Here is a 24,106-nt window from a genome sequence, read left to right on the forward strand (position 1 = left end):
GTTAACTTACTGAGCAGCTGCGAAGCGGGCTGCTGCTTCGTCCCAGTTAACCACGTTCCAGAACGCTTTGATGTAGTCAGGACGCTTGTTCTGATATTTCAGATAGTAAGCGTGTTCCCACACATCCAGACCGATGATCGGGAAGCCAGAAACACCGGCGACCGCTTCACCCATCAGCGGGTTGTCCTGGTTTGCGGTAGAAACCACAGCCAGTTTGTCGCCCTGCTTAACCAGCCACGCCCAGCCAGAACCGAAACGGGTGGCTGCTGCTTTCTCGAACGCTTCCTGGAAGTTTTCCACGCTACCAAAATCTTTCTCGATAGCCGCTTTCAGGTCGCCCTGCAGCGTGGTGCCGGTTTTCAGGCCTTTCCAGAACAGGCTGTGGTTAGCGTGACCGCCTGCGTTGTTACGCAGTGGGCCTTTTTTGTCTGCTGGCAGCTGATCCAGTTTGGTGATCAGCTCATCGACCGGCAGATTTGCAAATTCAGTACCTTCCAGCGCCGCGTTAGCGTTGTTCACGTAGGTCTGGTGGTGTTTAGTGTGATGGATCTCCATCGTCTGCTTGTCGAAATGCGGTTCCAGTGCGTCGTATGCGTAAGGCAGGGATGGCAGTGAATAACTCATGTTCTTCCTCTCCATTTAGTTTGAGCAGCACGGCGGATTCGGGACGTGCCGCGTAAGCAGTCGAATCATTATAGTTAAATTCATGTAGCGTAAAAGCGTAATCAATGCCCTATTAACCATAAGGATTTGAGAAATCTGGCAAAAGCAACCCGTTGTTTTTACAGGATGCTGTTGCTGACTCTGCCTTTTCAGCCTTATCAGACAGGGAGAGCGGCGCGCTGAGGCAACGCCGCCAGCGCACACACATCCCGCCCGCACGCCGCGCCTGCTCTGCCCTGCGCCTTACTGACCCAGCTCGCGCAGCGCGCTGTCGAGTGCGCCCGTCAGCCAGTCGATGTCGCTTTCCTGGAAAGCCAATGGCGGACGCAGTTTCAGTACATTCCCATACGGGCCCGCGACCGAAGTCAGCACACGGTGTTCACGCAGCTTCTCAATCAGATTCAGCGCCAGCGTTTTGTCCGGCGTTTTGCTGTGACGATCGGTGACCAGTTCAAAACCGATAAACAGTCCGGCTCCGCGTACATCTCCCACACACTCGTAACGGTCCATCAGCGTCCGCAGCTCCGCCAGCAGCTTCGCGCCGACCACGCGGCTGTGCTCCTGTAATCCCTCTTCGGTGATCACTTTCAGCACCGCCTGCGCCGCCGCCATCGCCACCGGATTGCCACCAAAGGTATTGAAGTAGGGGATCGCGTCGCTGAAGGCGGCCAGCACGTCGCTTTTTGCCAGCAGCCCGGAAACCGGAATGCCGTTGCCCATTGGCTTGCCGGTGGTAATCACATCAGGCACGACATCGTGGCGACCAAAGCCCCAGAACGCATCGCCGGTACGGCCAAAGCCAGGCTGTACTTCATCGGCAATAAAGATGCCGCCGTTGGCATGCACCACATCGACCGCTTTTTTCAGGAAACCACGCGGATTGGGCAGCACACCATCCGAGGAGAAGATCGAATCCGCCAGGAAACCAGCAAATTTGATGCCGTTCGCTGCCATATCATCAATCTGCTGCTGAATCTGGTCAGCGAACCAGTCGCCCAGATCCGGCGCATCTACACGATACGCATCCGGTGGCATGACCAGTCGCGTCGTGGGTGCCAGCGGCTGTCCACTGCCCAGCGCCGGAGAAGCACCGGAGGTCAGCTCACTGGTGCCGTGATAGGCCTCTTTACTGACAATGATGCCGGTGCCGCCGCTGAAGGCACGCGCCACGCGAATCGCCAGATCATTGGCTTCTGAGCCGGTGCACATATACATCGCACGATCGATCGCCGCAGGCGTGGTCGCCAGCAGTGCTTCGCTGTAATCAAGGATATTTTCATGCAGGTAACGGGTATGGGTATTCAGCATTTTCATCTGCTGTGTCACCGCCTCAATCACAGCCGGATGACAGTGGCCGATGCTCGCCACGTTGTTGTAAACGTCGAGATATTTGTCGCCCGCCGCATCCCACAGATACTGCCCTTCACCCCGCACCAGATGCACCGGTTTGCGATAGAACAGGCGATAGGATTCGCCAAGCACTTTGCTGCGTTTATCAGTCAGTTTGCGCGTCTCACTGTCGAGCGCATCGGCATGTTCGGCACGGAAACTGTTGGTATCCATAATGGTGGAACGCGTGGCCATAATGACTCCCGTTACAAGGATGAAGGAGGAAGAGCGGACTCCTGTATCATGCCTGCCTGATTCTAAAATGCAACAAAATACACAAACGCAATAAAATACACATGACGCAGGCCCATCCTCACGCTAAGCTTGCCTCTGATTCACACGGACTCTTTCGCGTCACTGGCGTATCATCCGTGCTCTTCGCGCTTTAAAAGGAAACCGCTATGCTGCAGGAAACGCGCCTTCATCGCATCCGTGCCTTACTGACCCGGCTTAATCAGGTGAGTACCGAGCGCATCATCAGGGAGCTGGGGGTGTCACGCGAAACGGCGCGCCGCGATATCATTGAGCTGGAAGCGCTGGGTCTGGCGCGTCGCGTTCACGGCGGCCTGGTGGCGATTGAAACAGCAGCTGAACCGCCACTGACGGAACGTCGCAGCACCCAGACCCGCGAGAAGCGCGCTATTGCCCGCGCCGCCGCGCAGCTGCTGCAGTCCGGACAGACGCTGTTTCTGGATGCGGGCAGCACCACTACGCTGCTGGCAGAGGAGCTTCACGCCCTTTCCGGCCTGACGATAGTGACCAACAGCCTGCAGGCCGCGCTGGCGCTGAGCGCCGGTGAAGAAGGTCAGCCGCTGAATAATCAGATCATTTTGCTGGGTGGGATGATGACGGCCGGTGCGCAACAGACGCGCGGCGAAATCACGGTAGGTGAGATTGTCCGCTATCGCGCCGATGTGGCGCTGCTGTCGCCGGTCGGCATTGAGGCGAGTCGTGGTGCCAGCAGTTTTCATCCGCACGAAGCAGCCATTGCCAGAGCGATGGTGCAGCAATCCGCTGCCTGCTATCTGCTGGCCGATCACACCAAACTGGGCGTGGTCAGCCGCACCGTTTACGCGCCACCGCAGGCGATCACCATGCTGATTACTGACAGTGGCGGCGACAGCAGTGCCGCCCTTGAGGCGTTGCAGCAGATGCTGCCAGAGGTGATGGTGGTTTAACGCAGCCGCTGGGGATGGCTGTAGACCGTGGCCCGGCCAGGTTTACTGAAGCCGACCAGCGTCAGGTTGCAGCGCTCAGCCACTTCCACCGCCAGACGGGTTGCTGCCGAGACCGCGAACAGAATTTCGACGCCGCACATGGCAGATTTCTGCACCATTTCATAGCTGGCGCGGCTGGAGACCAGAACGGCACCCGGCCCCCAGGCTGCCAGGCTGCGATAGCCCAGCAGCTTATCCAGCGCCACATGACGCCCCACATCTTCACAGCCACCAGCCAGATGACCATCAGGCTGGATCCACGCAGCGGCGTGGGTGCAGCCGGTTTTCTGTCCGACCGGCTGATAATCTTTCAGCTGGCCCAGCGCCCGATCCAGCTGATCCAGCGCGAAGGTCTGGGTAAACGGCAGCGGCGAGAGCGGCTTGCCAATCTGGTCCAGCTGTTCCACGCCACACACGCCGCAGCCGGTCCGTCCTGCCAGTGCGCGCCTTTGCTCTTTCAGCGCCATAAAGCGGCGGCTGGAAAGCTCAATCTGCACTTCAATGCCGTGACAGCCCGGCACGATGTCCATGCCGAAGATGTCGCCTGGTGCGTCGATAATGCCCTCTGACAGGGAGAATCCCCGCGCAAACGCCTCCAGATCGTTGGGCGTGGTCATCATCACCACGTGCGAGATGCCGTTATACACCAGCGCTACCGGAACTTCGTCCGCCAGCCAGTCATCCTGTGCCGCGGTGAGATCGGCGCGCTGCCACACCTGCGTCGTGCTGACGCCGGTCTGAATTGTTAAATCTTCGCCTGAGCCAGGCTGGTTAGCATTCAAAAAGGTCGACCTGTTGTTAATAAATTATGTAATTCAGTGCCCGATACAGCAGAGCACTGACGTGCCCTGATTCTGCCTTTTAGCCCCCTGTAGCGCAAATAAACAGCGGGGCAATTCATGCGGTTTTCCTCTAGAGAGGCAGCAACACCTGCTGGCGGCAGGAATACCGAGGGTTATTTTTTGAGCATTAACATCGGTAACCATAAAACAACAATAATCATCGGCTGCCCTGAAAATCTGCTTGCAGCGGGACTGCACCACCGAGGTTTTTTAACAAAATTGAGAAAAAGAATTACTAATGACTAACCTGTTGACCCTGGTCAATTTAGAGGCAATCAGGGCTGCTATTTTGCAAGGCTTCGCAATGGAGCCAATAAAGAAGAACGATAAAATGCAGATTAACAGACGCAGTTTTTTCAAAATCTGTGCTGGCGGGCTGGCGGGCACCAGCGCGGCGTTACTCGGTTTTGCCCCTGCCACAGCGTTAGCCAGCGTCCGGGAATTCAAACTCATTCGCGCCAGAGAAACACGTAATAACTGTACCTACTGTTCAGTCGGCTGCGGCATGCTGATTTACAGTCTGGGGGATGGTTCTAAAAATGCCAGCGCCTCGATTTACCATATAGAGGGCGACCCGGACCATCCGGTCAGCCGGGGATCGCTCTGCCCTAAAGGCGCTGGCGTGCTCGACTTTATTCACAGCGAACAACGTCTGAAATACCCCGAATACCGCGCACCGGGCTCAGACAAATGGCAGCGCATCAGCTGGGAGGAGGCGTTTGATCGGATTGCCCGCCTGATGAAGCAGGATCGCGATGCGCATTTCCAGGCCACCAACGCCGCTGGCGTGACGGTTAACCGCTGGCCGACGACCTCCATGTTCTGCTCCTCTGCCGCCAGTAACGAAACCGGCCTGCTCGATCAGAAATTTGCCCGCTCGCTGGGTATTCTGGCGCTGGAAAACCAGGCGCGCCTGTGTCACGGCCCGACCGTGGCTGCGCTGGCCCCCAGCTTTGGTCGCGGGGCGATGACCAACAGCTGGAATGACATCAAAAATGCCAATGTGGTGATGATCATGGGCGGCAACCCCGCCGAGGCGCATCCGGTTGGCTTTAAATGGGTGATTGAAGCCAAAATCCATAACAATGCGCAGGTTATCGTGGTCGATCCGCGCTTTAACCGCTCTGCTGCGGTCGCCGATTTCTACGCGCCCCTGCGTGCGGGCAGTGACGTGGTGTTCCTGATGGGGGTAATCAACTACCTGCTGCAACACAATCAGATTCAGCAGGAGTATGTTCGCGCCTTCACCAACGCCCCCCTGATTGTCAGCGAAGGCTACAGCTTCAGCGACGGGTTATTCAGCGGCTACGATGCAAAAACCCGTCAGTACGATCGCCAGAGCTGGCACTATGAGCTGGATGAAAACGGCCATGCCCGACGCGATGAAAGCTTCAGCCATCCACGCTGTGTGCTGAACCTGCTGAAAACCCACGCCAGCCGTTACACCCCGGAAATGGTGACGCGTCTGTGCGGCACCTCGCAGGAAGACTTTATTAAGGTGTGTGAGCAGCTCGCTTCCACCTGTGTGCCAAATCGCACGGCAACCCTCCTCTATGCGCTAGGCTGGACCCACCATACCAACGGTTCACAGATTATCCGCACCGCGGCGATGATCCAGCTGCTGCTGGGCAACATCGGTATGCCGGGTGGCGGCATTAACGCGCTGCGCGGGCACTCCAACGTTCAGGGTTATACCGACCTCGGGTTGCTGGCACAGAGCCTGCCGGGTTATCTGCCGCTGCCATCCGAAAAGATGACCACGCTGGCAAGCTGGCTGCAGCAGGCCACACCCGTTTCGCCGCTGCCGGACCAGGTCAACTACTGGCAAAACACCGAAACGTTTTTTGTCAGCCTGATGAAGAGTTTCTACGGCGATAATGCCACGGCGGAGAACCAGTGGGGCTACGACTGGCTGCCGAAGTGGGACAAGAGCTACGACTGCATGGCGCAGGCAGAGATGATGGAACAGGGCGCGCTGAATGGCTGCCTGATTCAGGGCTTCAACCTGCTGGCCGCCTTCCCGGACAAAAACAAAGCGGTCCGGGCGCTTTCCCGCCTCAAATATATGGTGGTGATCGATCCGCTGCGCACCGAAACCGCCAGCTTCTGGCAACATCACGAAGCGTTCAACGACGTCGATCCGTCGGCCATTCAGACCGAAGTGTTCCGCCTGCCCTCTTCCTGCTTCGCGGAAGAGTCAGGCTCGGTGGCTAACTCATCGCGCTGGCTGCAGTGGCACTGGGCAGCCGCTGAACCACCCGCTGAAGCGCTGCACGACGGTAAAATACTCGGCAATCTGTTCATGCGTCTGCGCACGCTCTATCGCCTGGAAGGCGGTACCGCCCCTGAGCCGCTGATGGCGATGCGCTGGGACTACCGCGATCCGTACAATCCTGAGCCGGAAGAAGTCGCGCAGGAGAACAACGGGCAGGCGCTGGCCGACATTTATGATGCCAGCGGCAAGCTGCTGCTGAAAAAAGGCCAGCAGCTTAACAGCTTCGCGGAGCTGCGAAACGACGGCACCACCGCCAGTTCCTGCTGGATCTACAGCGGCAGCTGGACGCCGGAAGGCAACCAGATGGCACGACGCGACAACGCCGATCCGTCAGGACTGGGCGCGGTCTCCGGCTGGGCCTGGGCGTGGCCTGCTAACCGCCGCATTCTTTATAACCGCGCCTCCGCTGATGCACAGGGTAAAGCCTGGGATCCACAGCGCCGCCTGATTGAGTGGGATGGCTCACGCTGGCAGGGCATCGACGTCCCGGATTATCCGGTGACGCTGTCGCCGCAGCAGCAGGCCGGTCCGTTTATCATGCAGCCCGATGGCCTCGGCCACCTGTTTGCGCTGGATAAAATGGCCGACGGTCCGTTCCCGGAACATTACGAACCGATGGAAAGCCCCCTTGCCGACAACCCTCTGCACCCGCAGCAGCGTCACAGCCCGGTGGTCCGTCTGTTCAGCAGCGATGCCGCACAGCTGGGCGAAGCCGCTGACTACCCCTGCGTCGCCACCACGTACTCCATCACCGAACTGTTCCGCCACTGGACCAAACACGCCCTGCTGAACGCGATTGCGCAGCCGGAGCAGTTTGTCGAAATCGGCACCGAACTGGCAGCGGAGAAAGGCATTCAGGCCGGAGACAGCGTCAAAGTCACGTCACGCCGTGGCTATATCAAAGCCAGAGCGGTGGTCACGCGCCGTCTGCAGCGTCTGATGATTGACGGCAGGCCGGTTGATACCGTGGGTATTCCCTGTCACTGGGGCTTTGAAGGCACCACGCGTAAAGGCTTCCTTGCCAATACGCTGACGCCTTCGGTAGGCGACGCCAACTCGCAGACCCCGGAGTACAAAGGATTTTTAGTGAACGTCGAAAAAGCGTAACGGTAGAAGACAATGGCTTATCAATCACAAGATATTATCCGTCGCTCTGCGACCAATGGCTTTACCCCGCCGCCGCAGGCGCGCGATCACCAGCGCGAAGTGGCGAAGCTTATCGACGTCACCACCTGTATCGGCTGCAAAGGCTGCCAGGTCGCCTGCGCCGAGTGGAACGACATCCGCGATGACGTCGGCCACAACATCGGGGTGTATGACAATCCCACCGATCTGACGGCCAAATCCTGGACGGTGATGCGCTTTTCAGAAGTCGAAGAGAACGGCAGGCTGGCCTGGCTGATTCGCAAAGATGGCTGTATGCACTGCGCCGATCCCGGCTGCCTGAAAGCCTGCCCGTCGGCGGGTGCCATCATTCAGTACGCCAGTGGCATCGTCGATTTCCAGTCTGAGCAGTGCATCGGCTGTGGCTACTGCATCGCCGGTTGTCCGTTCAATGTGCCACGGCTGAACAAAGAGGATAACCGCGCCTATAAATGCACCCTGTGCGTGGATCGCGTCAGCGTCGGCCAGGAACCCGCCTGCGTGAAAACCTGTCCGACCGGCGCGATTCATTTCGGCAGCAAAAGCGACATGCTGACGCTGGCGGAGGAACGCGTGGCGGAGCTGAAGTCACGCGGCTTTGCGCAGGCTGGCCTCTACAACCCGGAAGGCGTGGGCGGCACCCACGTCATGTATGTGCTGCATCATGCTGACAAGCCTGAACGCTATCACGGGCTGCCTGCTAATCCGGGCATCAGCCCGACCGTGACCTTCTGGAAGGGGATCTGGAAACCGCTGGCGGCGGTGGGATTTGCCGCTACGTTTGCCGCCTCAATCTTCCACTACGTTGGCGTTGGCCCGAATCGCGTCGCTGAAGCGCACGACGACAACGACGATCAGCCCGAGGAGCATCAATAATGAAAAAGCCCGATCATCTGGTGCGTTACCGCGCACCTGAACGCATCAATCACTGGATCGTCGCGATTTGCTTTGTCATGGCCGCGTTAAGCGGATTAGGGTTTTTCTTTCCGTCGTTTAACTGGCTGATGCAGATATTTGGCACGCCACAACTGGCGCGTATTCTGCATCCTTTTGTGGGCGTTGTGATGTTTGCCGCTTTTATGCTGATGTTTTTGCGTTACTGGAAACACAATCTCATCAATCGCGATGACCTTAACTGGGCCAGAAATATTCACCGGGTTGCGATGAATGAAGAGGTGGGCGATACCGGTAAATATAACTTTGGTCAGAAGTGTGTGTTCTGGGCTGCTATCATCAGCTTAGTATTGCTGCTTGCCAGCGGCATTGTGATCTGGCGGCCTTACTTCGCGGATGCCTTTACCATTCCGCTGATTCGTCTGGCGCTGCTTGTGCATTCGGTGTCAGCGGTGGCGCTGATCATCGTCATTATGGTGCACATTTATGCTGCATTGTGGGTCAAAGGCACACTGACCGCGATGGTTGAAGGCTGGGTCAGCGCTGAATGGGCCAGACAGCATCATCCTCGCTGGTATCGTGAGCAGCGTAATCCGCCAATAAAACAGGAAAAACGCCCCTGATGAGTATTCGCATAATCCCGCAGGACCAGCTGGAGAAAGGCGAAAAGACAACGGCGGAGATGATTCCGCCGTTACTTTTTCCACGGCTGAAAAATTTATACAGCCGTCGTGCCGCGCGACTGCGCGACCTGGCGGCCAAAAACCCACTCGGCGACTATCTGCGATTTGCGGCGGTGATTGCGGAAGCGCAGGAGATCGTGCTGTACGACCATCCGCTGCACATTGACCTGCATCCCCGACTCACGCAGAGCGCCCGCGAGGGCAAGCCGCCACTGAACATTCACACCCTGCCACGCGATCCGCACTGGCAGCGGCTGCTGCACTCGCTGATTGCCGAGCTGAAGCCCGAGATGAGCGGTCAGGCGCTGGCGGTGCTGGAGAATCTGGAGAAGGCTTCAGCCACCGAGCTGGAGACGCTGGCCAGCGCGCTGTTTACCGGCGATTATGCGCTGGTCAGCAGCGATAAAGCGCCCTTTATCTGGGCGGCTCTTTCGCTCTACTGGGCGCAGATGGCGGCCCTGATCCCAGGCAAAGCCCGCGCTGAGATGGGCGATCAGCGTCAGTTCTGTCCGGTCTGCGCCAGTATGCCGGTCGCCAGCGTGGTGCATATGGGCAGCCAGGAGGGCGCACGTTATCTGCACTGCAATCTGTGCGAAAGTGAATGGCACGTGGTGCGCAGCAAATGCACCCAGTGCGAACAGTCCCGTGATTTGCACTACTGGTCGCTCGACAGCGAGCAGGCAGCGGTAAAGGCGGAGAGCTGTGGCGACTGTGGCACTTACCTGAAGATGCTCTATCAGGAGAAAGATCCGGCCATTGAACCGGTGGCCGATGATCTGGCGTCGCTGATACTGGATGCCCGGATGGAGCAGGAAGGCTTCGCACGCAGCAGCCTCAATCCCTTTATGTTTCCTGGCGAATAATCCCTGAATCCGGAGAACCCGATGAAACTGATTGGCAGCTATACCAGCCCGTTTGTGCGTAAAATTTCGATTATCATGCTGGAAAAAGGCATTACGTTTGAATTCGTTAACGCATCGCCTTACAGCGATGACAGCCACGTACCGCACTACAATCCGCTGGGCAAGGTTCCGGCACTGGTTGCTGACGATAAGCAAATCTGGTTCGACTCCAGCATTATCGCCGAATTTCTGGAACTGCGCGGCGATGAACCGGCTTTACTGCCTGCCGATCCGCTTGAGTCGCTTACTATCCGTCAGCTGGAGAAGCTGGCGGATGGCGTCAGCGATGCTGCGCTGGTGATTGTGCGCGAGCAGATGCGACCGGGCGATTTGCAGTCTGAAGAGGTGCTGCTGCGTCATCGTGAAAAGATCCAGCGCGGTCTCGATTTGCTAGAAGCCAGGGCCGCCGAGGGCAAATGGCTTAACAACGGCCAGCTCACGCTGGCGGATATCGCCACCGGCTGCATGATCGGCTATCTCAACTTCCGCCGCGTAGTACCGAACTGGTGTGTGGGGCGACCGGCGCTGGTGAAGCTGGCGGAAACGCTGTTTCAGCGCGAGAGTTTTGCGCGGACGATGCCGCCTGCGGCGTGATGGGTGCCGTGGCTGGCAGGCCCCACTGGCGCTGATTGTTGCGGAAGAGTGCCACATTTTTACGCAGCCAGGTCAGGACGGTGGCGCATTCCTTAGCGCCTGAGCCTGACAGGCTGTTATTTCGCCTTTTTATTCGGCTCAGCGGCGGCGCGTTTAAAGGACAGCGAGCAGTCGCGTTGCGTGCGTTTAACGTCCTGTTGCATTCTTTTTAAATCACGGAAAATGTGCCAATGCGCGTCAGGACGGGCCAGGCCCATAAAAAAAGGGACGATTGCTCGTCCCTTTTTCGCACAGCGTATAGCCTTACTGCAGCAGCGAGATATCCGCAACCTGCAGGAACAGTTCACGCAGTTTTGACAGCAGCGTCAGGCGATTGACCCGCACCGCCGGGTCGTCGGCGTTAACCATAACTTTATCGAAGAAGTTGTCTACCGCGGTTCGCAGTTGCGCCAGTTCGACCAGCGCATCCTGGTAGCGGCCTTCGGCAAAGTAAGGCTGCAGCTTGCTGCTCAGCGCGGTGACAAACGTCGCCAGCTGGATCTCTTCATTTTCTTTCAGAAGCGACGCCTGCACGCTCTCATTCAGCGTTTCGGTCGATTTTGCCAGAATGTTAGAGACGCGTTTGTTCGCTGCGGCCAGTGCTGCGGCGGCTTCCAGCGTACGGAAGTGCGACACCGCTTTCATACGTGCATCAAAGTCAGCCGGACGGGTCGGACGACGCGCCAGAACCGCCTGCAGCGTATCAATGCTGTGACCCTCTTCCTGATACCAGGTGCGGAAGCGACCCAGCATAAAGTCGATCACATCATCCACCACGCGGGCGTTGCTCAGCTTGCTGCCGTACAGGCGCACCGCTTCTTCGGTCAGAGTCTGCAAATCGAGCGGCAGGTTCTTCTCAACAATGATACGCAGCACACCCAGCGCCGCACGACGCAGTGCGAACGGATCTTTGTCGCCTTTCGGATGCTGACCAATGCCGAAAATACCGGCCAGCGTATCCATTTTATCGGCAATCGCCAGCGCACAGGCGACCGGACTGGACGGCAGATCGTCACCGGCAAAGCGCGGCTGATACTGCTCGTTCAGCGCAACCGCCACGTCTTCGGCTTCGCCGTCGTGACGTGCGTAGTGCATGCCCATCACGCCCTGCGTATCGGTAAACTCGAAGACCATGTTGGTCATCAGGTCACACTTCGACAGCAGGCCTGCGCGGGTGGCGTGATTCACATCGGCCCCAATTTCACCCGCAATCCAGCCCGCCAGGGCCTGAATGCGATCGGTTTTATCGCGCAGCGTGCCCAGCTCTTTCTGGAACAGCACCGTCTCCAGACGCGGCAGATTATCTTCCAGACGCTTTTTGCGGTCGGTGTTAAAGAAAAACTCCGCATCGGCCAGGCGTGGACGTACCACTTTTTCGTTGCCGGAGATGATCTGGCGCGGATCGCTGGATTCGATGTTGGTGACGAAAATGAAGTTCGGCATCAGGTTGCCGTCATTGTCATACACCGGGAAATATTTCTGATCGCCTTTCATGGTGTAGACCAGCGCTTCCGCAGGCACTTTGAGGAATTTCTCTTCAAAGGTCGCGGTCAGGACAACCGGCCACTCCACCAGCGACGTCACCTCTTCCAGCAGGCTGTCGCTGATATCGGCGTTACCGCCTAAACGACGGGCAGCCGCTTCAGCATCGGCTTTGATCATCGCTTTGCGGACCTGATAGTCGGCAATGACCTGGCCGCGTTTTTCCAGCACATCAGGATAGTGATCGGCGCTTTCAAGCGTGATTTCGCTTTCACCCATAAAGCGGTGACCACGAATAATACGGTCTGACGCGATGCCCAGAATGGTGCCCGGGATCAGCTCATCGCCCAGCAGCATCGTCACGGTGTGAACCGGACGAACGAACTGCACATCGCTGTCGCCCCAGCGCATCAGTTTTGGCACCGGCAGCTTGCTGAGTGCCGTCGCGATCATCCCTGGCAGCAGCGCCTGGGCCGCTTCGCCTTTCACCTGTGCGCGATAAACCAGCCATTCGCCTTTATCGGTCGCAAGGCGTTCAGCCTGATCGACAGTAATGCCGTTGCCACGCGCCCAGCCTTCGGCGGCTTTGGTGGCGTTGCCGTCAGCGTCAAATGCCGCCGCAACTGCCGGACCGCGCTTCTCCACTTCCCGATCGGGTTGCGAAGCGCTCAGGCTGGCGACTTTCAGCGCCAGACGACGCGGTGCAGCAAACCAGCTGACCTCGCCATGGCTCAGGTTGGCAGCATCCAGTTCAGCGGTGACCTGCGCGGCAAAGGCTTCTGCCAGGCTGCGCAGGGCTTTTGGTGGCAGCTCTTCGGTGCCGATCTCCACCAGGAAGGTTTGTTCAGTCATGGCTGCCTCTTACTTTTTGTTATTGCACATCGGGAAGCCCATTGCCTCGCGAGAGGCGTAGTAAGCTTCAGCCACGGCTTTGGTCAGGGTACGAATGCGCAGAATATAGCGCTGACGCTCTGTTACCGAGATCGCTTTGCGGGCATCCAGCAGGTTAAAGCTGTGCGCCGCTTTCAGAATGCGTTCGTAGGCGGGCAGTGGCAGCGGTTTTTCCAGCGCCAGCAGATGCTGCGCCTCTTTCTCGTACTGCTCGAAGCAGGTAAAGAGGAAATCGACGTCGGCGTATTCGAAGTTATAGGTGGATTGCTCCACTTCGTTCTGGTGGAACACGTCGCCGTAGGTGGTTTTGCCCAGCGGGCCGTCGCTCCAGACCAGATCGTAAACGCTGTCGACGCCCTGGATGTACATCGCCAGACGCTCCAGACCGTAGGTGATCTCACCAGTCACCGGTTTACACTCCAGGCCGCCAACCTGCTGGAAGTAGGTGAACTGCGTCACTTCCATGCCGTTGAGCCACACTTCCCAGCCGAGTCCCCAGGCACCCAGTGTCGGGTTTTCCCAGTTATCTTCCACGAAGCGAATGTCATGCACCGTCGGATCCATACCCAGCTCTTTCAGCGAGCCGAGATAGAGCTCCTGAATGTTGTCCGGTGACGGTTTGATGATCACCTGGAACTGGTAGTAATGTTGCAGACGGTTCGGGTTTTCACCGTAGCGGCCATCGGTAGGACGGCGTGATGGCTGCACGTAGGCGGCGGCAATCGGCTCCGGGCCGAGTGCGCGCAGGCAGGTCATCGGGTGTGAAGTGCCAGCGCCCACTTCCATGTCCAGCGGTTGAACAATGGTGCAGCCCTGACGCGCCCAGTAATCCTGCAAGGTCAGGATCAGCCCCTGAAAGGTTTTGGTATCAAACTTTTGCATGTTGAGTGTGCACGCGCTTCGGTTAGATTAAAAAAAGAGGCCGACAGTATACCCTTTGACCGCGCGATGTGCAGCCGTAAATCCCAGACGGTTCCGGCGCGTTTTCACACGTATTCTGCGGGCTGGCATACAGATGGCTCCGAATCCTGCTGGCAGCAGTTGTTGCTCTGGTCGCATTTGGCTACCCTTTTGCGCACGGACGCTATGCGCAAGAGGACGCCATGCCGCAGAAGATTTACTGGATCGATAATTTACGCGCAGTTGCCTGCCTGATGGTGATCGTGATTCACACCACCACCTGGTATATCACCGGGCCGATGGCGGTGACGGGCACCACCTGGGATGTGGCCAATCTGCTGAACTCCGCATCACGCGTCTGTGTTCCGCTCTTTTTTATGATCTCCGGCTTTCTGTTTTTTGGCGAACGCAGCGCCCAGCCGCGCCATATGCTGCGACTGGTGCTCTGCCTGCTGTTCTACAGCGCGGTGTCGCTGATCTATATCTCCTGGCTGACGCCGATCAGCGAAGGACGTTCGATCCTCAGAATGTTGCAGAAGCCGGTGTTCTATCACTTGTGGTTCTTCTTTGCGCTGACGGGCATCTATCTGCTGTCGCCGCTGATTCAGGTGAAAACCGTGCAGGCGCGTTATGTGGCGCTGCTGGTGCTGGTGCTGGCGGTGCTCGCTAACCCGAATACGGTCAGCCAGTCGCTGGGTCCGTTCCATTTTCTGCCGGTTAATCTGTATGTCAGCGGTGACAGCATTTACTACCTGCTCTATGCGCTGCTGGGACGGGCTATCGGTACAATGGACACGACCCGGCGCGGCCTGACGCCGCTGGCAGCCGGGTTGTTTATCGCCTGTGTGATTGGCATTACGCTGGGGACGAAGAAGGCGCTGATCGTTAACGGCGCGTTTAACGATACCTGGTATCTCTACTGCGGACCGCTGGTGTTTATTGCGGCTATCAGCCTGCTGATCGTGTTCAAAAACAGCCTGAACCAGCGCACCCTGCCCGGTTTAACGGTGATTGCCCGCTATTCCCTGCCGATCTACGGCTTTCACGCGCTGTTCATTCACTATCTGCGCACGCATCACTACGATGACATGTCACGCCCGTGGTTCGACCTGCCCTGGGTATTCGGGCTGACGCTGGGCGGCAGCCTGCTGCTGGGGATGGCGCTGAAACGCGTCGATACCCGTCACTTTGTCAGCTGACTGGCTTCGCGCTGGCGGGCGCGTCGTAGCTGGCGCGCCGATGAAAATCCTGCGGCCAGCGCCGCTTTCTCAGCAGATTCTCCCTGCTGCTGACGCTGGCGCGCCACACCCACCCGCAGCTGCTCATGGTATTCCCGCACGCTGATCCCCAGATGCTGACGAAACAGCCGCGCCAGATGACGGCTGCTGACGTGGGTGCGTCCGGCCAGCTCGGTCAGGGTCCAGCCGTGCTCAGGATGGGCAATCATCAGATCCTGCGCCCGGTGAATGGCCGGATGCAGGTGGTTACGGTAACGCAGCCAGGGTGAAAGCTGCGGATCGTCCCCGGCACGGCGGAACCAGACCACCATTTCACGCGCCACCGCCAGCGCAGTGGCCGTATCACAGAGCTGATTAACCAGATGCAGCGCCAGATCGATTCCCGCCGTGATGCCCGCGCTAGTCCAGATATTCTCCTGCCCGACAAACACCCGGTTCTCCTGCACCCGTGCACGCGGAGCCGCAGCTTTCAGCCGGGCAATCACATCATGATGAGTGGTGCAGAGTACGTCATCCAGCATACCCGCCTGTGCCGCCAGCAGCGCACCTGAGCAGACGCAGAACAGCATAAAGGTCTGCGTGCGCAGCGCGGCATGCTGGCGCATCAGCCATTCACGTGCTTCTCTGGCCTGCGGCGTGGCGTAACAGATCTGCGAATCATAGACGCCCGGCACCACCAGCAGACTGCCAGCCGGTAATATTTCCGGTAACGGTTCGATACCGCCAATGGTCATGCCGGTGGAGCAGACGACCTCCGGCTGAGGGCCGATGTAGCGCAGCGTAAAATGATCGCCCGCCAGCTTCAGCGTCTCGGCCGGGCCGGTCAGATCCAGCGCCATCACGCCGGGCAGGGTTAAAAACCAGACGGTATGTGTCATGCTGACCCGGGCTACACCAGATCCCAGCCACGGGCGCGCCACAGCGCAGGCAACTGTGCCATGTCGTCGAAGCGCGTCACCAGGGGATGATCCAGTTCAGGGTTGTGCGGGTCAGCGCAGTAGTAGTAGACCGGGATCCCGGCAGCAATTCCGGCACGGGCACCCGCCTCGGAGTCATCCACCAGAATGCAGCGCTCAATCGGCACCTGCATCTGTTCCGCCGCGTGATACATCAGTTCCGGATCGGGTTTCCAGTGCAGAATGTCATAGCCGCTGTAAAGGTGCTCTGCAAACAGCGGCAGCATGCCGGTTAAGCCCAGCGAATGCTGCATTTTTTTTACCGTCCCGTTTGAGACTACGCACATCGGCACCTTGATCTGCTCTGCCAGTGCTTTCGCGCCAGGGATGGGCTGTAATTGCTCATCAAACAGTCTGGCAACTTCCGCACGATAAGCCGTTTCGACCTCTTCCATCGGCAGCGTGACCTGATGCGCGTCGCCCACGTCACGAATGATGTCGTAGAGTTTGACGCCTTTATACTTTTCAAACATCTGCTGCAGCGACAGCTCAAGGCCGTATCGGGCAAAGGTGTTGACGTAGGCCTGGGTGCAAAGCAGTTCACTGTCCACCAGCGTGCCATCACAATCAAAAAAGACGCATTCTACTGACATCAGACTCAATCCCTGGATTCAGGTGTGGGGGTTCCCCACTTTACCGCACTCAGCGCAGATTGCGAGAGTGGCAATCGGTTGCGAAAAATCATTGTATTGCCCCGGTAAAATCGCCAGGATACGCGCCGATGATTTTTTCTTCTGGATGGATGGCATGAGCAAGCAAGGCGTTTTGCAGCGCATTTTCAGGCTGCAGGAACATGGCACCACGGTGCGTACCGAAGTGATCGCGGGTATCACCACCTTTCTGACGATGGTCTATATCGTCTTCGTCAATCCGCAGATCCTGGGCGTTGCTGGCATGGATACTCAGGCGGTGTTTGTGACCACCTGTCTGATTGCCGCTTTCGGCAGCATTCTGATGGGGCTGTTTGCCAATCTGCCGGTAGCACTGGCACCCGCCATGGGGCTGAACGCCTTCTTCGCCTTTGTGGTGGTTGGCGCAATGGGCTATTCCTGGCAGGTCGGCATGGGGGCCATCTTCTGGGGTGCGGTCGGCCTGCTGATCCTGACGCTACTGCGGGTGCGTTACTGGATGATTGCCACTATTCCGATGAGCCTGCGCGTCGGCATTACCGCCGGTATCGGTCTGTTTATCGCCATGATGGGGCTGAAGAATGCCGGTATTATCGTGCCGAATCCCGATACCCTGGTCTCCGTGGGCAATCTGACCTCACACAGCGTGCTGCTGGGCGCACTGGGCTTTTTTATTATTGCCATTCTGGCGTCGCGCAATATCCATGCAGCAGTGCTGATCTCCATGGTGATCACGACCGGTATTGGCTGGATGCTGGGCGACGTGAAGTTTGTCGGCCTGTTCTCCACGCCACCGTCGGTAACGTCGGTTGTCGGCCAGGTTGATATCAAAAGTGCGTTTAACATTGGCATGGCGGGCGTGATCTTCTCGTTTATGCTGGTCAATCTGTTCGACTCCTCCGGCACGCTGATCGGCGTCACCGACAAAGCGGGCCTGACCGATGAAACCGGCACCTTCCCGCGGATGCAGCAGGCGCTCTATGTCGACAGCGTCAGTTCGGTGAGTGGCGCGCTGGCGGGCACCTCATCCGTGACCGCCTATATCGAAAGCACCTCGGGCGTGGCGATTGGTGGCCGTACCGGCCTGATGGCCGTGGTGACCGGTCTGCTGTTCCTGCTGGTAACGTTCCTGTCACCGCTGGCCAGGATGGTGCCATCCTATGCTGCCGCAGGCGCACTGATTTACGTGGGTGTGTTAATGACTGCCAGTCTGTCGCGTGTGCGCTGGGATGATTTAACCGAAGCGGTGCCGGCGTTTGTTACCGCCGCCATGATGCCCTTCAGCTTTTCCATCACCGAAGGCATTGCGCTGGGTTTTATCGCTTATTGCGTAATGAAACTGGGCACCGGCCGCTGGCGTGAAATCAGCCCCTGCGTGGTGATCGTTGCTCTGCTGTTTGTGCTGAAGATTATTTTTGTCGACGCGCACTAAGCGCGGTGATTAAGGGCCGCAACCTTTGGGTTGCGGCTTTTTACATTTCAGGATGCAGATTGCGCTCGCTGGGCAGGCTGGTCAGCCGCAGGGCATGAGGCCCGATGTTGGGCTTGCCCATCTCTATTTCACGCAATGCACGCCACTCACAGGCGCTATCCATCTCCCACAGATGCAGACGCTGCGTCGCAGACGACAGCGCGCACGACCAGACCAGCACAGGCTCCGCATCACACACCACCTGAATGTCGGGATAAAGGGAAGATCGCAGCCGACCCGCTCCGGGCAACAGGCGCAATGAATCCAGACCCCGATCGGTCTCTCCCGTCAGCTTGAGAATGCTCTGGCGCAACGTCCAGATCTGCGTCACGGCTTCCAGGGCATCCTGCTGGGCATTAATCCAGGCAATCTCGCCCGAGGTTAATCCCTGAATCAGCTGCGCCTGCGTCTGACGGCTCCGCGCATGCACAATCTCCATATCCAGACCGGCACGTCCCCCCTCTTCAGCCAGCAGCACCCCCACCGTATTGCCCGCATACGCGATGCTGAAATCGGGCAGATCGCTGTCAGCAAACACGGGGCGTCCGTTGCTCTGAATAATCAGGCGCGGCAACTCCTGAATGCCATAAACCCGCAGCATCAGCTGTGCCAGCAGCGTTCGTGCGGCAAGAAATCGCCCACGGCGCTTGTCAGCAAACTGCTGTGCCGTGTCGGTGATCGCCTGGGGAATGCACATCTCTTTAGCCGGGAAGCCGGGATCGCCCGTCCAGCGTACAAAATGACCAGCCATCTGTCGCTCCGTGAAAATGGTCAGATAATCATCAGAAGTATTGTAGGAATTTTCTTACCTCAATGCACCCGGCAACGCACAGATCAGGCTAAATTCGGAATAGGATGAGCAAGGGTGACGAGTCCGGGCATAGGTTAACGCGTTATGCTGTTAAAACGCCTGATGCACTGCATCAGGCATTTTGTATTTCAGCGACAGATGCGGGCGCTGACCGTTGTAGGTTTTTACCGACTCCGCCACCATTTTTCCTGCCTGAACGATGTCCGCCGGGCGCGGTCGTTAGCATAGCTACCGGAATTGATATTTTGATAAGCAGACTACAGGTGGCTTCAAAACCTCCTGGTATTCAATAAATTTAAAAATTTCATTTATTGATGCTTTTTCCGGGTGGTTTAATTCACTCAAATGATCTCCTCCTCCAGTGATCATTGATAAACCATATTGTTGTGCTGTCTCAGACATAGAGGTGTAGTAAGGGTCGCTAGCACCCGCCCAAAGCAAAATTGGTGTTTTATAAGGGAATAAGCTTTCTTTTTTTTCAGAGTACTTTCTCAATTCATTGAACAAGCATCTTGCACTTTCTTGATCGTCCAGCGAAAGCTCAGAGGTAAGCTCTGGCGCTGTGCTTCTTGCATAAGACATAAACATATCAAAGCTAAGTTTACCTTCTGATGTTTCAGGAAGGCCATTCCTGAAGTCCCATCCGCCCAGAACAACAGAGTTAAGCCGTTCTGAGTAGTGGTTCAGCAGGCCTAATGCTGTCCATGCGCCAGAGGAATACCCTATGACATGCGCTTTTTCATAACCCAGTTCATCCATAATTTTAATAATGGAAAATGCCTGATTTTGTTGTGTATATAATTCCTGCAATTGCGCCTTTTCACTTATGCCGTGGCCTAAAAGGTCCGGACAAACAACGTGAAAGAATGGACTAAAAAAGGAGCTAAATCCATTATTTAGCCATGATTTCCCGTTCATCAGGAGACCGTGAAGCATTATAACTAATGGCCCTTTTCCTTCGGAAACATATGACAATCGAGGTATTCCTGACGTAAGTAGCATATAAGTCCCTTTAACTTTAGATTGGACAGAAAGCATACACGCCTCCTCACAAGCTGCTCAATGAATAATGTTATGACCGTTCGCTTTTCGCCTAAATGAGACAGCCATAATCACATCTCCTAACCCAATGGAGATTGAACATGACAATATCCCCCTGGAACAAAAGCCGCATTATTGGCCAGAAACGACCACTTCAGATCTCTCATATCTGGGGGATTCGTATCCGTCTTGAGCTGGAAGGAAAAATCCGCGATTTGGCTCTGTTTAACATGGCTGTGGACAGTAAACTTCGGGGCTGTGATCTGGTTAAGTTGAAAGTTTCTGATGTGGCCTATGGGCACACTGTTTCGGGCAGAGCGACTGTGCTGCAGCAAAAAACGGGCAGCCCTGTCCAGTTTGAACTGACGAAGGGAACCAGAGAGGCTGTAGCCACATGGATCAAAATGGCTCAGCTACGCAGTAACGACTATCTTTTTCAGTCCCGCATTGGTTCTTCAGGACACATTTCAACCAGACAATATAATCGTATTTTTCATGGATGGATTGAGAAGCTGGGTCTCGATGAGACGCTCTACAGTACGCATTCCATGCGCAGAAGTAAGCCATATCTGATCTATAAAAAACGAAAAATCTTCGTGTGATCCAGTTACTTTTGGGTCATGAAAACTCGAAAGCACAGTACGTTATCTAGATATCGAATTAGATGATGCCCTGGAGATATCATAGTCGATTGAAGTCTAACTTGTCAGGACTGCAACAGCAGCTCTATGCCAGGAGCGGACATTCATTTAGATATTAATAACAGCGCTATTACATGACCTGACCATAATACCAACGCTCTCCCGAGAACCATTCATCACGATCCTCGCTTCCGTAGTATTCGAGCGTTATACCCAGTTCCTGCACATTGGCTGGAAGAAATAGTCCCCACTCAGCAGCAAGGCTGCGCTCTTTAATCAAAGCGGAGGCACCATTTTCAGAACGGTGTTCAGTAATAAAGCTTTGGTAATAGTCTTCTGAACGATAGAGACAGATTTCGCTCGTAAACATATCTGGAAGGCATATAACCGCAGTAATCCGGGGGCTGTAATTCATACCTGCAGTTGCCGTTATGAGATTTGAACAAGCATTAATCATGGCTTGCGCGCAATCTGCTTTGGTTTTGAGCGTGCTGTGCTTTCCCTGGACAAGATTAATCTCTACCGGGATTTTGAAATTCCAATAGTGCTCATCTTCGGAAAACATGCTTCGTTCAGGGTTATGAAAAGAATCAGCCCAACGGTTAAGAGCTTTAAAGCGCCGTGGAATATTTCTGATTTTGGTTCGATGATGTCTGTTAAGCCGTCTGCTCATGAGTATTTTAACTTTCACCCTTTCAAATGATTTAAGCTGTGTTCAGCTAATCGTTAAGTATTAAAGTAACTCATCTTTCTCGATTTGAAACGCCTTATGGCCGCTTTTCGCTTATAGCAGACCCTGGCTCGCACATCTGAGCATTGCTACCTGTAGCGTCTTATACTCATATCAGGAGTTATATAATGCTGATTAGTATGGAGTCCTGTGAAACCGTGTTCAGGCCAGATCTGCGCGGTAAGCCTATCGTCGTCGTGTCGAACAACGATCTGAGTGGTGATAAACGTTAGTTAGTTTCGTGCTGTTCAATTCACTCAGTCCAAAAATCAGATATGTCCACTATGAGCAAAAATCGGACGTCAAAAAGATAGCGGCAGGGAGGTTCTGCCATATTAAACATAACAACCCAGCGGCAAAGTGGTTGTGTTGCTCAACTCCTCAACCCATCTATCACCGTTTCAGGTAGGGTCATGACTGACTTCACGCTGATTTTGATCCGTTCTATGATTGCCACTCTTGGCCCCTTCTGCCATGCCTCACTTCCGTAAAATGCTTCCTGCGATGTCTTCATATGCTCAATATTATTGAATGCCCGGAGCAAGTAGTACGAATCCTCATCATGCAGGGAGCAGCCAAAGGCAACGATGTCGATACCAGCCTCACGATGGAGAGGCGCACTTTTCCTGACCATGATTTCGTGGAATTCCTGCCCGGTACCTGGTTGCAGGATGTACTGCAGTAACTCAACTGTTCTCATCAGTTCGACTCCATTGGCATACATGCTTAAATTTAACATAAGACTTCCTGGCCGCACCGCCTCAGGCGCACTCAGCGCGATTCTGCGGCCAGAGGGCGTTTCCGCCATATTTCTCCGTCAAGAATCCTGAAAACTCTTCTGATGATTACGGCGCGTCTGAATGGTTAGCAGTGAGATGTATTCTCCACTGATTAGTGCTCGCTGATGTTGGAAACGTCAGCTCCTGGCATAAAGCGGACATGAAAATCATGATGACAGTGTGGCTCCGCCACATTAATCATGCTATCCCGCAATGAATTCATTCCTTATTGTTCTGACTCAGCCTGGGCCAGTCGTAAATGATGCGCTATAAAGTTCGCTTTGAGTGCGCTGTAGCGATGAGCATCGTTCCTGCTGAGTCGTGCTGCTGAATGTTTCAGCTCAGCATACATCCCTGCGATGGTTGAGTTTTTTCGTAAATAATCGCGGAAAATAAGATGTCTTAATATCTGCATATCGCCACTAGCAAATGCATGCACCTGATGACTACGCTGATCGCCACCCTTAATGAAATATCTGCGCCCTGACATCCCGTTCTCACCGCGGACAACATAACCGGCGTGGGCCATTGCATTATTGTATCTATCCAGTTCATTGATGTCGGAGACTTCCATCAATATGTCGATTATGGGCTTTGCTGAAAGACCAGGCACGGATGTGCTGCCAATGTGATGGATATCTTTAGCCACTCCACCAAGCATTGACTTTATCAGTAAACTTTCCGCTTCAAACATCTCAGGCCATTTATCATCGTATGGCACAACTATTACCGTCCGCATAAAGACATCCTCTCTGCACTGAGTATGTAACTCATCCCTGAACCTCTGTGTCTGACGTCGGCGCTCCCTGGTGAAAAATAGCGTCCCCCGCTGGCTCAGCTGACGATCATATATTGACCTGATTTCATCGACTAATGACCTGCGAGCATGTCACGTTCCTCAGGGATCAACGTTTAAAGTAAACCCACTCGCCACACAGTTATCTGTTCACAGCAGGCGGGCTGTGACTTAAAACCTGATGAATTATTGGAGAAAGAAATGAAGTTAACGCAAGTCCGTAATGCCACCCTTATGCTGGAATACGCTGGTAAAAAATTCCTTATCGACCCAATGCTGGCAGAAAAAGACGCCTGGGATGGTTTTGCCGGAAATGCGCGTCCACACCTTCGCAACCCCATGGTGCCGCTGCCTGTGGCAATTGAGGATTTGCTGAATGCAGATGCGGTGATCCTGACGCACACGCATACTGACCACTGGGACGAAGCGGCACAGAAAGCGGTACCCAAAGACATGCTTATTTATACTCAGGATGAAAATGATGCATCACTTATCCGTTCTCAGGGATTTATTAATATTCGCCTGCTGAAAGATGAAAACCACTTCGTGGATGGCCTGACGATTTACAAAACTGACGGTCAGCATGGCAGTAATGAACTCTACGCTGATACAGTATGGGGCGGATTACTGGGTGATGCCTGCGGGCTGGTATTTACGCACCAGGCCGAAAAAACTCTTTATATCGCAGGTGATACCGTCTGGGTGAAACCTTATGTAAAAAGCCTGCAGCGTTTCCAGCCGGGCGTTGTGGTGCTGAATACCGGCTATGCCGTCAACGATCTTTACGGACAGATCATTATGGGTAAAGAGGACACGTTGCGTACCCTTAAGATGCTGCCGGAGACAACTATTGTTGCTTCTCACATGGAGGCGATTAACCACTGTCTGCTAACTCGCGCCGAGCTGCGAGAATATACCCTTGAGCACGGCATTGAAGAACATGTGCTTATTCCGGCTGACGGCGAGACCCTCGTTTTCTGACGGGCCACAATACCTCCGTTCCGGAAAATACTCTGATGACCGGCCACTGCTGACGCTTAGCCGGTCTGCATCAACGTGTCAGCGACTGGATTTACGGTCGCTGTGACTGACGAAAGGTT

At 55.6% G+C, this 24,106-nt stretch carries 21 protein-coding genes and 1 pseudogene; 10 read left to right on the plus strand and 12 right to left on the minus strand.

Annotated elements, in window-relative coordinates; all coding sequences use genetic code 11:
• Positions 1–6 precede the first annotated feature (6 nt).
• Together sodA and N5J69_RS16655 are read right to left on the minus strand one after the other, a co-directional pair.
• Entirely contained in the window at positions 7–624 is a 618-nt protein-coding gene (gene sodA / locus N5J69_RS16650) for a superoxide dismutase [Mn] (RefSeq protein ID WP_279771703.1), read from the minus strand.
• A 282-nt stretch (positions 625–906) separates the two neighbouring features.
• Complete coding sequence (locus N5J69_RS16655) at positions 907–2,247, minus strand: aspartate aminotransferase family protein (protein ID WP_279771704.1); 1,341 nt, start codon at positions 2,245–2,247, stop codon at positions 907–909.
• 206 nt (positions 2,248–2,453) lie between these two features.
• Between N5J69_RS16655 and N5J69_RS16660 the strand changes: the two genes are divergently transcribed.
• The gene (locus N5J69_RS16660; RefSeq protein ID WP_279771705.1) at positions 2,454–3,230 is read left to right on the plus strand and encodes a DeoR/GlpR family DNA-binding transcription regulator; all 777 of its coding nucleotides are present in this window, start codon (positions 2,454–2,456) and stop codon (positions 3,228–3,230) included.
• Here N5J69_RS16660 and fdhD read toward each other — a convergent pair.
• Entirely contained in the window at positions 3,227–4,051 is an 825-nt protein-coding gene (gene fdhD / locus N5J69_RS16665) for a formate dehydrogenase accessory sulfurtransferase FdhD (protein ID WP_279771706.1), read from the minus strand. The genes N5J69_RS16660 and fdhD overlap by 4 nt on opposite strands.
• 391 nt (positions 4,052–4,442) lie before the next feature.
• Between fdhD and fdnG the strand changes: the two genes are divergently transcribed.
• Genes fdnG through N5J69_RS16690 form a run of 5 tightly spaced genes read left to right on the plus strand, consistent with a single transcriptional unit; the run spans position 4,443 to position 10,602 of the window.
• Complete coding sequence (fdnG, locus tag N5J69_RS16670; protein WP_279771707.1) at positions 4,443–7,493, plus strand: formate dehydrogenase-N subunit alpha; 3,051 nt, start codon at positions 4,443–4,445, stop codon at positions 7,491–7,493.
• A gap of 12 nt (positions 7,494–7,505) precedes the next feature.
• Positions 7,506–8,405 carry a formate dehydrogenase subunit beta gene (gene fdxH / locus N5J69_RS16675; protein ID WP_279771708.1) on the plus strand — a complete coding sequence of 300 codons (900 nt, stop codon included), beginning with the start codon at positions 7,506–7,508 and terminating at the stop codon, positions 8,403–8,405.
• Complete coding sequence (fdoI, locus tag N5J69_RS16680) at positions 8,405–9,046, plus strand: formate dehydrogenase cytochrome b556 subunit (protein WP_279771709.1); 642 nt, start codon at positions 8,405–8,407, stop codon at positions 9,044–9,046. Before fdxH ends, fdoI begins: the two co-directional genes overlap by 1 nt.
• The gene (gene fdhE, locus N5J69_RS16685; protein WP_279771710.1) at positions 9,046–9,969 is read left to right on the plus strand and encodes a formate dehydrogenase accessory protein FdhE; all 924 of its coding nucleotides are present in this window, start codon (positions 9,046–9,048) and stop codon (positions 9,967–9,969) included. Before fdoI ends, fdhE begins: the two co-directional genes overlap by 1 nt.
• A gap of 21 nt (positions 9,970–9,990) precedes the next feature.
• Positions 9,991–10,602, plus strand: a complete 612-nt coding sequence (locus N5J69_RS16690; RefSeq protein WP_279771712.1) for a glutathione S-transferase — start codon at positions 9,991–9,993, stop codon at positions 10,600–10,602.
• A 303-nt stretch (positions 10,603–10,905) separates the two neighbouring features.
• Here the strand turns inward: N5J69_RS16690 and glyS are convergent, their stop codons facing one another.
• Positions 10,906–12,975 carry a glycine--tRNA ligase subunit beta gene (gene glyS / locus N5J69_RS16695; RefSeq protein WP_279771713.1) on the minus strand — a complete coding sequence of 690 codons (2,070 nt, stop codon included), beginning with the start codon at positions 12,973–12,975 and terminating at the stop codon, positions 10,906–10,908.
• A 9-nt stretch (positions 12,976–12,984) separates the two neighbouring features.
• Complete coding sequence (glyQ, locus tag N5J69_RS16700) at positions 12,985–13,896, minus strand: glycine--tRNA ligase subunit alpha (protein WP_003849680.1); 912 nt, start codon at positions 13,894–13,896, stop codon at positions 12,985–12,987.
• Between the two features lie 221 nt (positions 13,897–14,117).
• Here glyQ and N5J69_RS16705 point away from each other — a divergent pair, with 221 nt between their 5' ends.
• Complete coding sequence (locus N5J69_RS16705; protein WP_279771715.1) at positions 14,118–15,113, plus strand: acyltransferase; 996 nt, start codon at positions 14,118–14,120, stop codon at positions 15,111–15,113.
• Here the strand turns inward: N5J69_RS16705 and N5J69_RS16710 are convergent.
• Positions 15,098–16,030, minus strand: coding sequence for a helix-turn-helix domain-containing protein (locus N5J69_RS16710; protein WP_279771716.1), 933 nt, complete (start codon positions 16,028–16,030; stop codon positions 15,098–15,100). The genes N5J69_RS16705 and N5J69_RS16710 overlap by 16 nt on opposite strands.
• Before the next feature lie 11 nt (positions 16,031–16,041).
• Positions 16,042–16,701, minus strand: a complete 660-nt coding sequence (gene yieH / locus N5J69_RS16715) for a 6-phosphogluconate phosphatase (protein ID WP_279771717.1) — start codon at positions 16,699–16,701, stop codon at positions 16,042–16,044.
• 154 nt (positions 16,702–16,855) lie between these two features.
• Here yieH and N5J69_RS16720 point away from each other — a divergent pair, with 154 nt between their 5' ends.
• Positions 16,856–18,169, plus strand: coding sequence for an NCS2 family permease (locus tag N5J69_RS16720; protein ID WP_279771718.1), 1,314 nt, complete (start codon positions 16,856–16,858; stop codon positions 18,167–18,169).
• A gap of 40 nt (positions 18,170–18,209) precedes the next feature.
• Here N5J69_RS16720 and N5J69_RS16725 read toward each other — a convergent pair whose 3' ends face one another.
• Entirely contained in the window at positions 18,210–18,959 is a 750-nt protein-coding gene (locus N5J69_RS16725) for a 4'-phosphopantetheinyl transferase superfamily protein (protein ID WP_279771719.1), read from the minus strand.
• A gap of 288 nt (positions 18,960–19,247) precedes the next feature.
• On the minus strand, positions 19,248–20,057 hold the full coding sequence (locus N5J69_RS16730) for an alpha/beta hydrolase (RefSeq protein WP_279771720.1): 810 nt from the start codon (positions 20,055–20,057) through the stop codon (positions 19,248–19,250).
• A 104-nt stretch (positions 20,058–20,161) separates the two neighbouring features.
• Between N5J69_RS16730 and N5J69_RS16735 the strand changes: the two are divergent.
• Positions 20,162–20,747: pseudogene (locus tag N5J69_RS16735) on the plus strand (tyrosine-type recombinase/integrase).
• 84 nt (positions 20,748–20,831) lie between these two features.
• On the opposite strand, the gene N5J69_RS16740 reads toward N5J69_RS16735, so the two are convergent.
• From N5J69_RS16740 to N5J69_RS16750, 3 genes are all read right to left on the minus strand, one after another.
• Positions 20,832–21,266 carry a DUF3916 domain-containing protein gene (locus tag N5J69_RS16740; protein WP_279771722.1) on the minus strand — a complete coding sequence of 145 codons (435 nt, stop codon included), beginning with the start codon at positions 21,264–21,266 and terminating at the stop codon, positions 20,832–20,834.
• Between the two features lie 538 nt (positions 21,267–21,804).
• Positions 21,805–22,131 (minus strand): NIPSNAP family protein, encoded by a 327-nt coding sequence (locus N5J69_RS16745; protein WP_279771823.1) that lies wholly within the window; start codon positions 22,129–22,131, stop codon positions 21,805–21,807.
• 305 nt (positions 22,132–22,436) lie between these two features.
• Entirely contained in the window at positions 22,437–22,949 is a 513-nt protein-coding gene (locus N5J69_RS16750) for a GrpB family protein (protein ID WP_279771723.1), read from the minus strand.
• A 258-nt stretch (positions 22,950–23,207) separates the two neighbouring features.
• Between N5J69_RS16750 and N5J69_RS16755 the strand changes: the two genes are divergently transcribed.
• Positions 23,208–23,987 (plus strand): MBL fold metallo-hydrolase, encoded by a 780-nt coding sequence (locus tag N5J69_RS16755; RefSeq protein WP_279771724.1) that lies wholly within the window; start codon positions 23,208–23,210, stop codon positions 23,985–23,987.
• The last annotated feature ends 119 nt before the right edge of the window (positions 23,988–24,106 follow it).

Origin of the sequence: Pantoea sp. GD03673 (assembly GCF_029844725.1) — a bacterium.
In the GTDB taxonomy this organism is placed as follows: domain Bacteria; phylum Pseudomonadota; class Gammaproteobacteria; order Enterobacterales; family Enterobacteriaceae; genus Pantoea.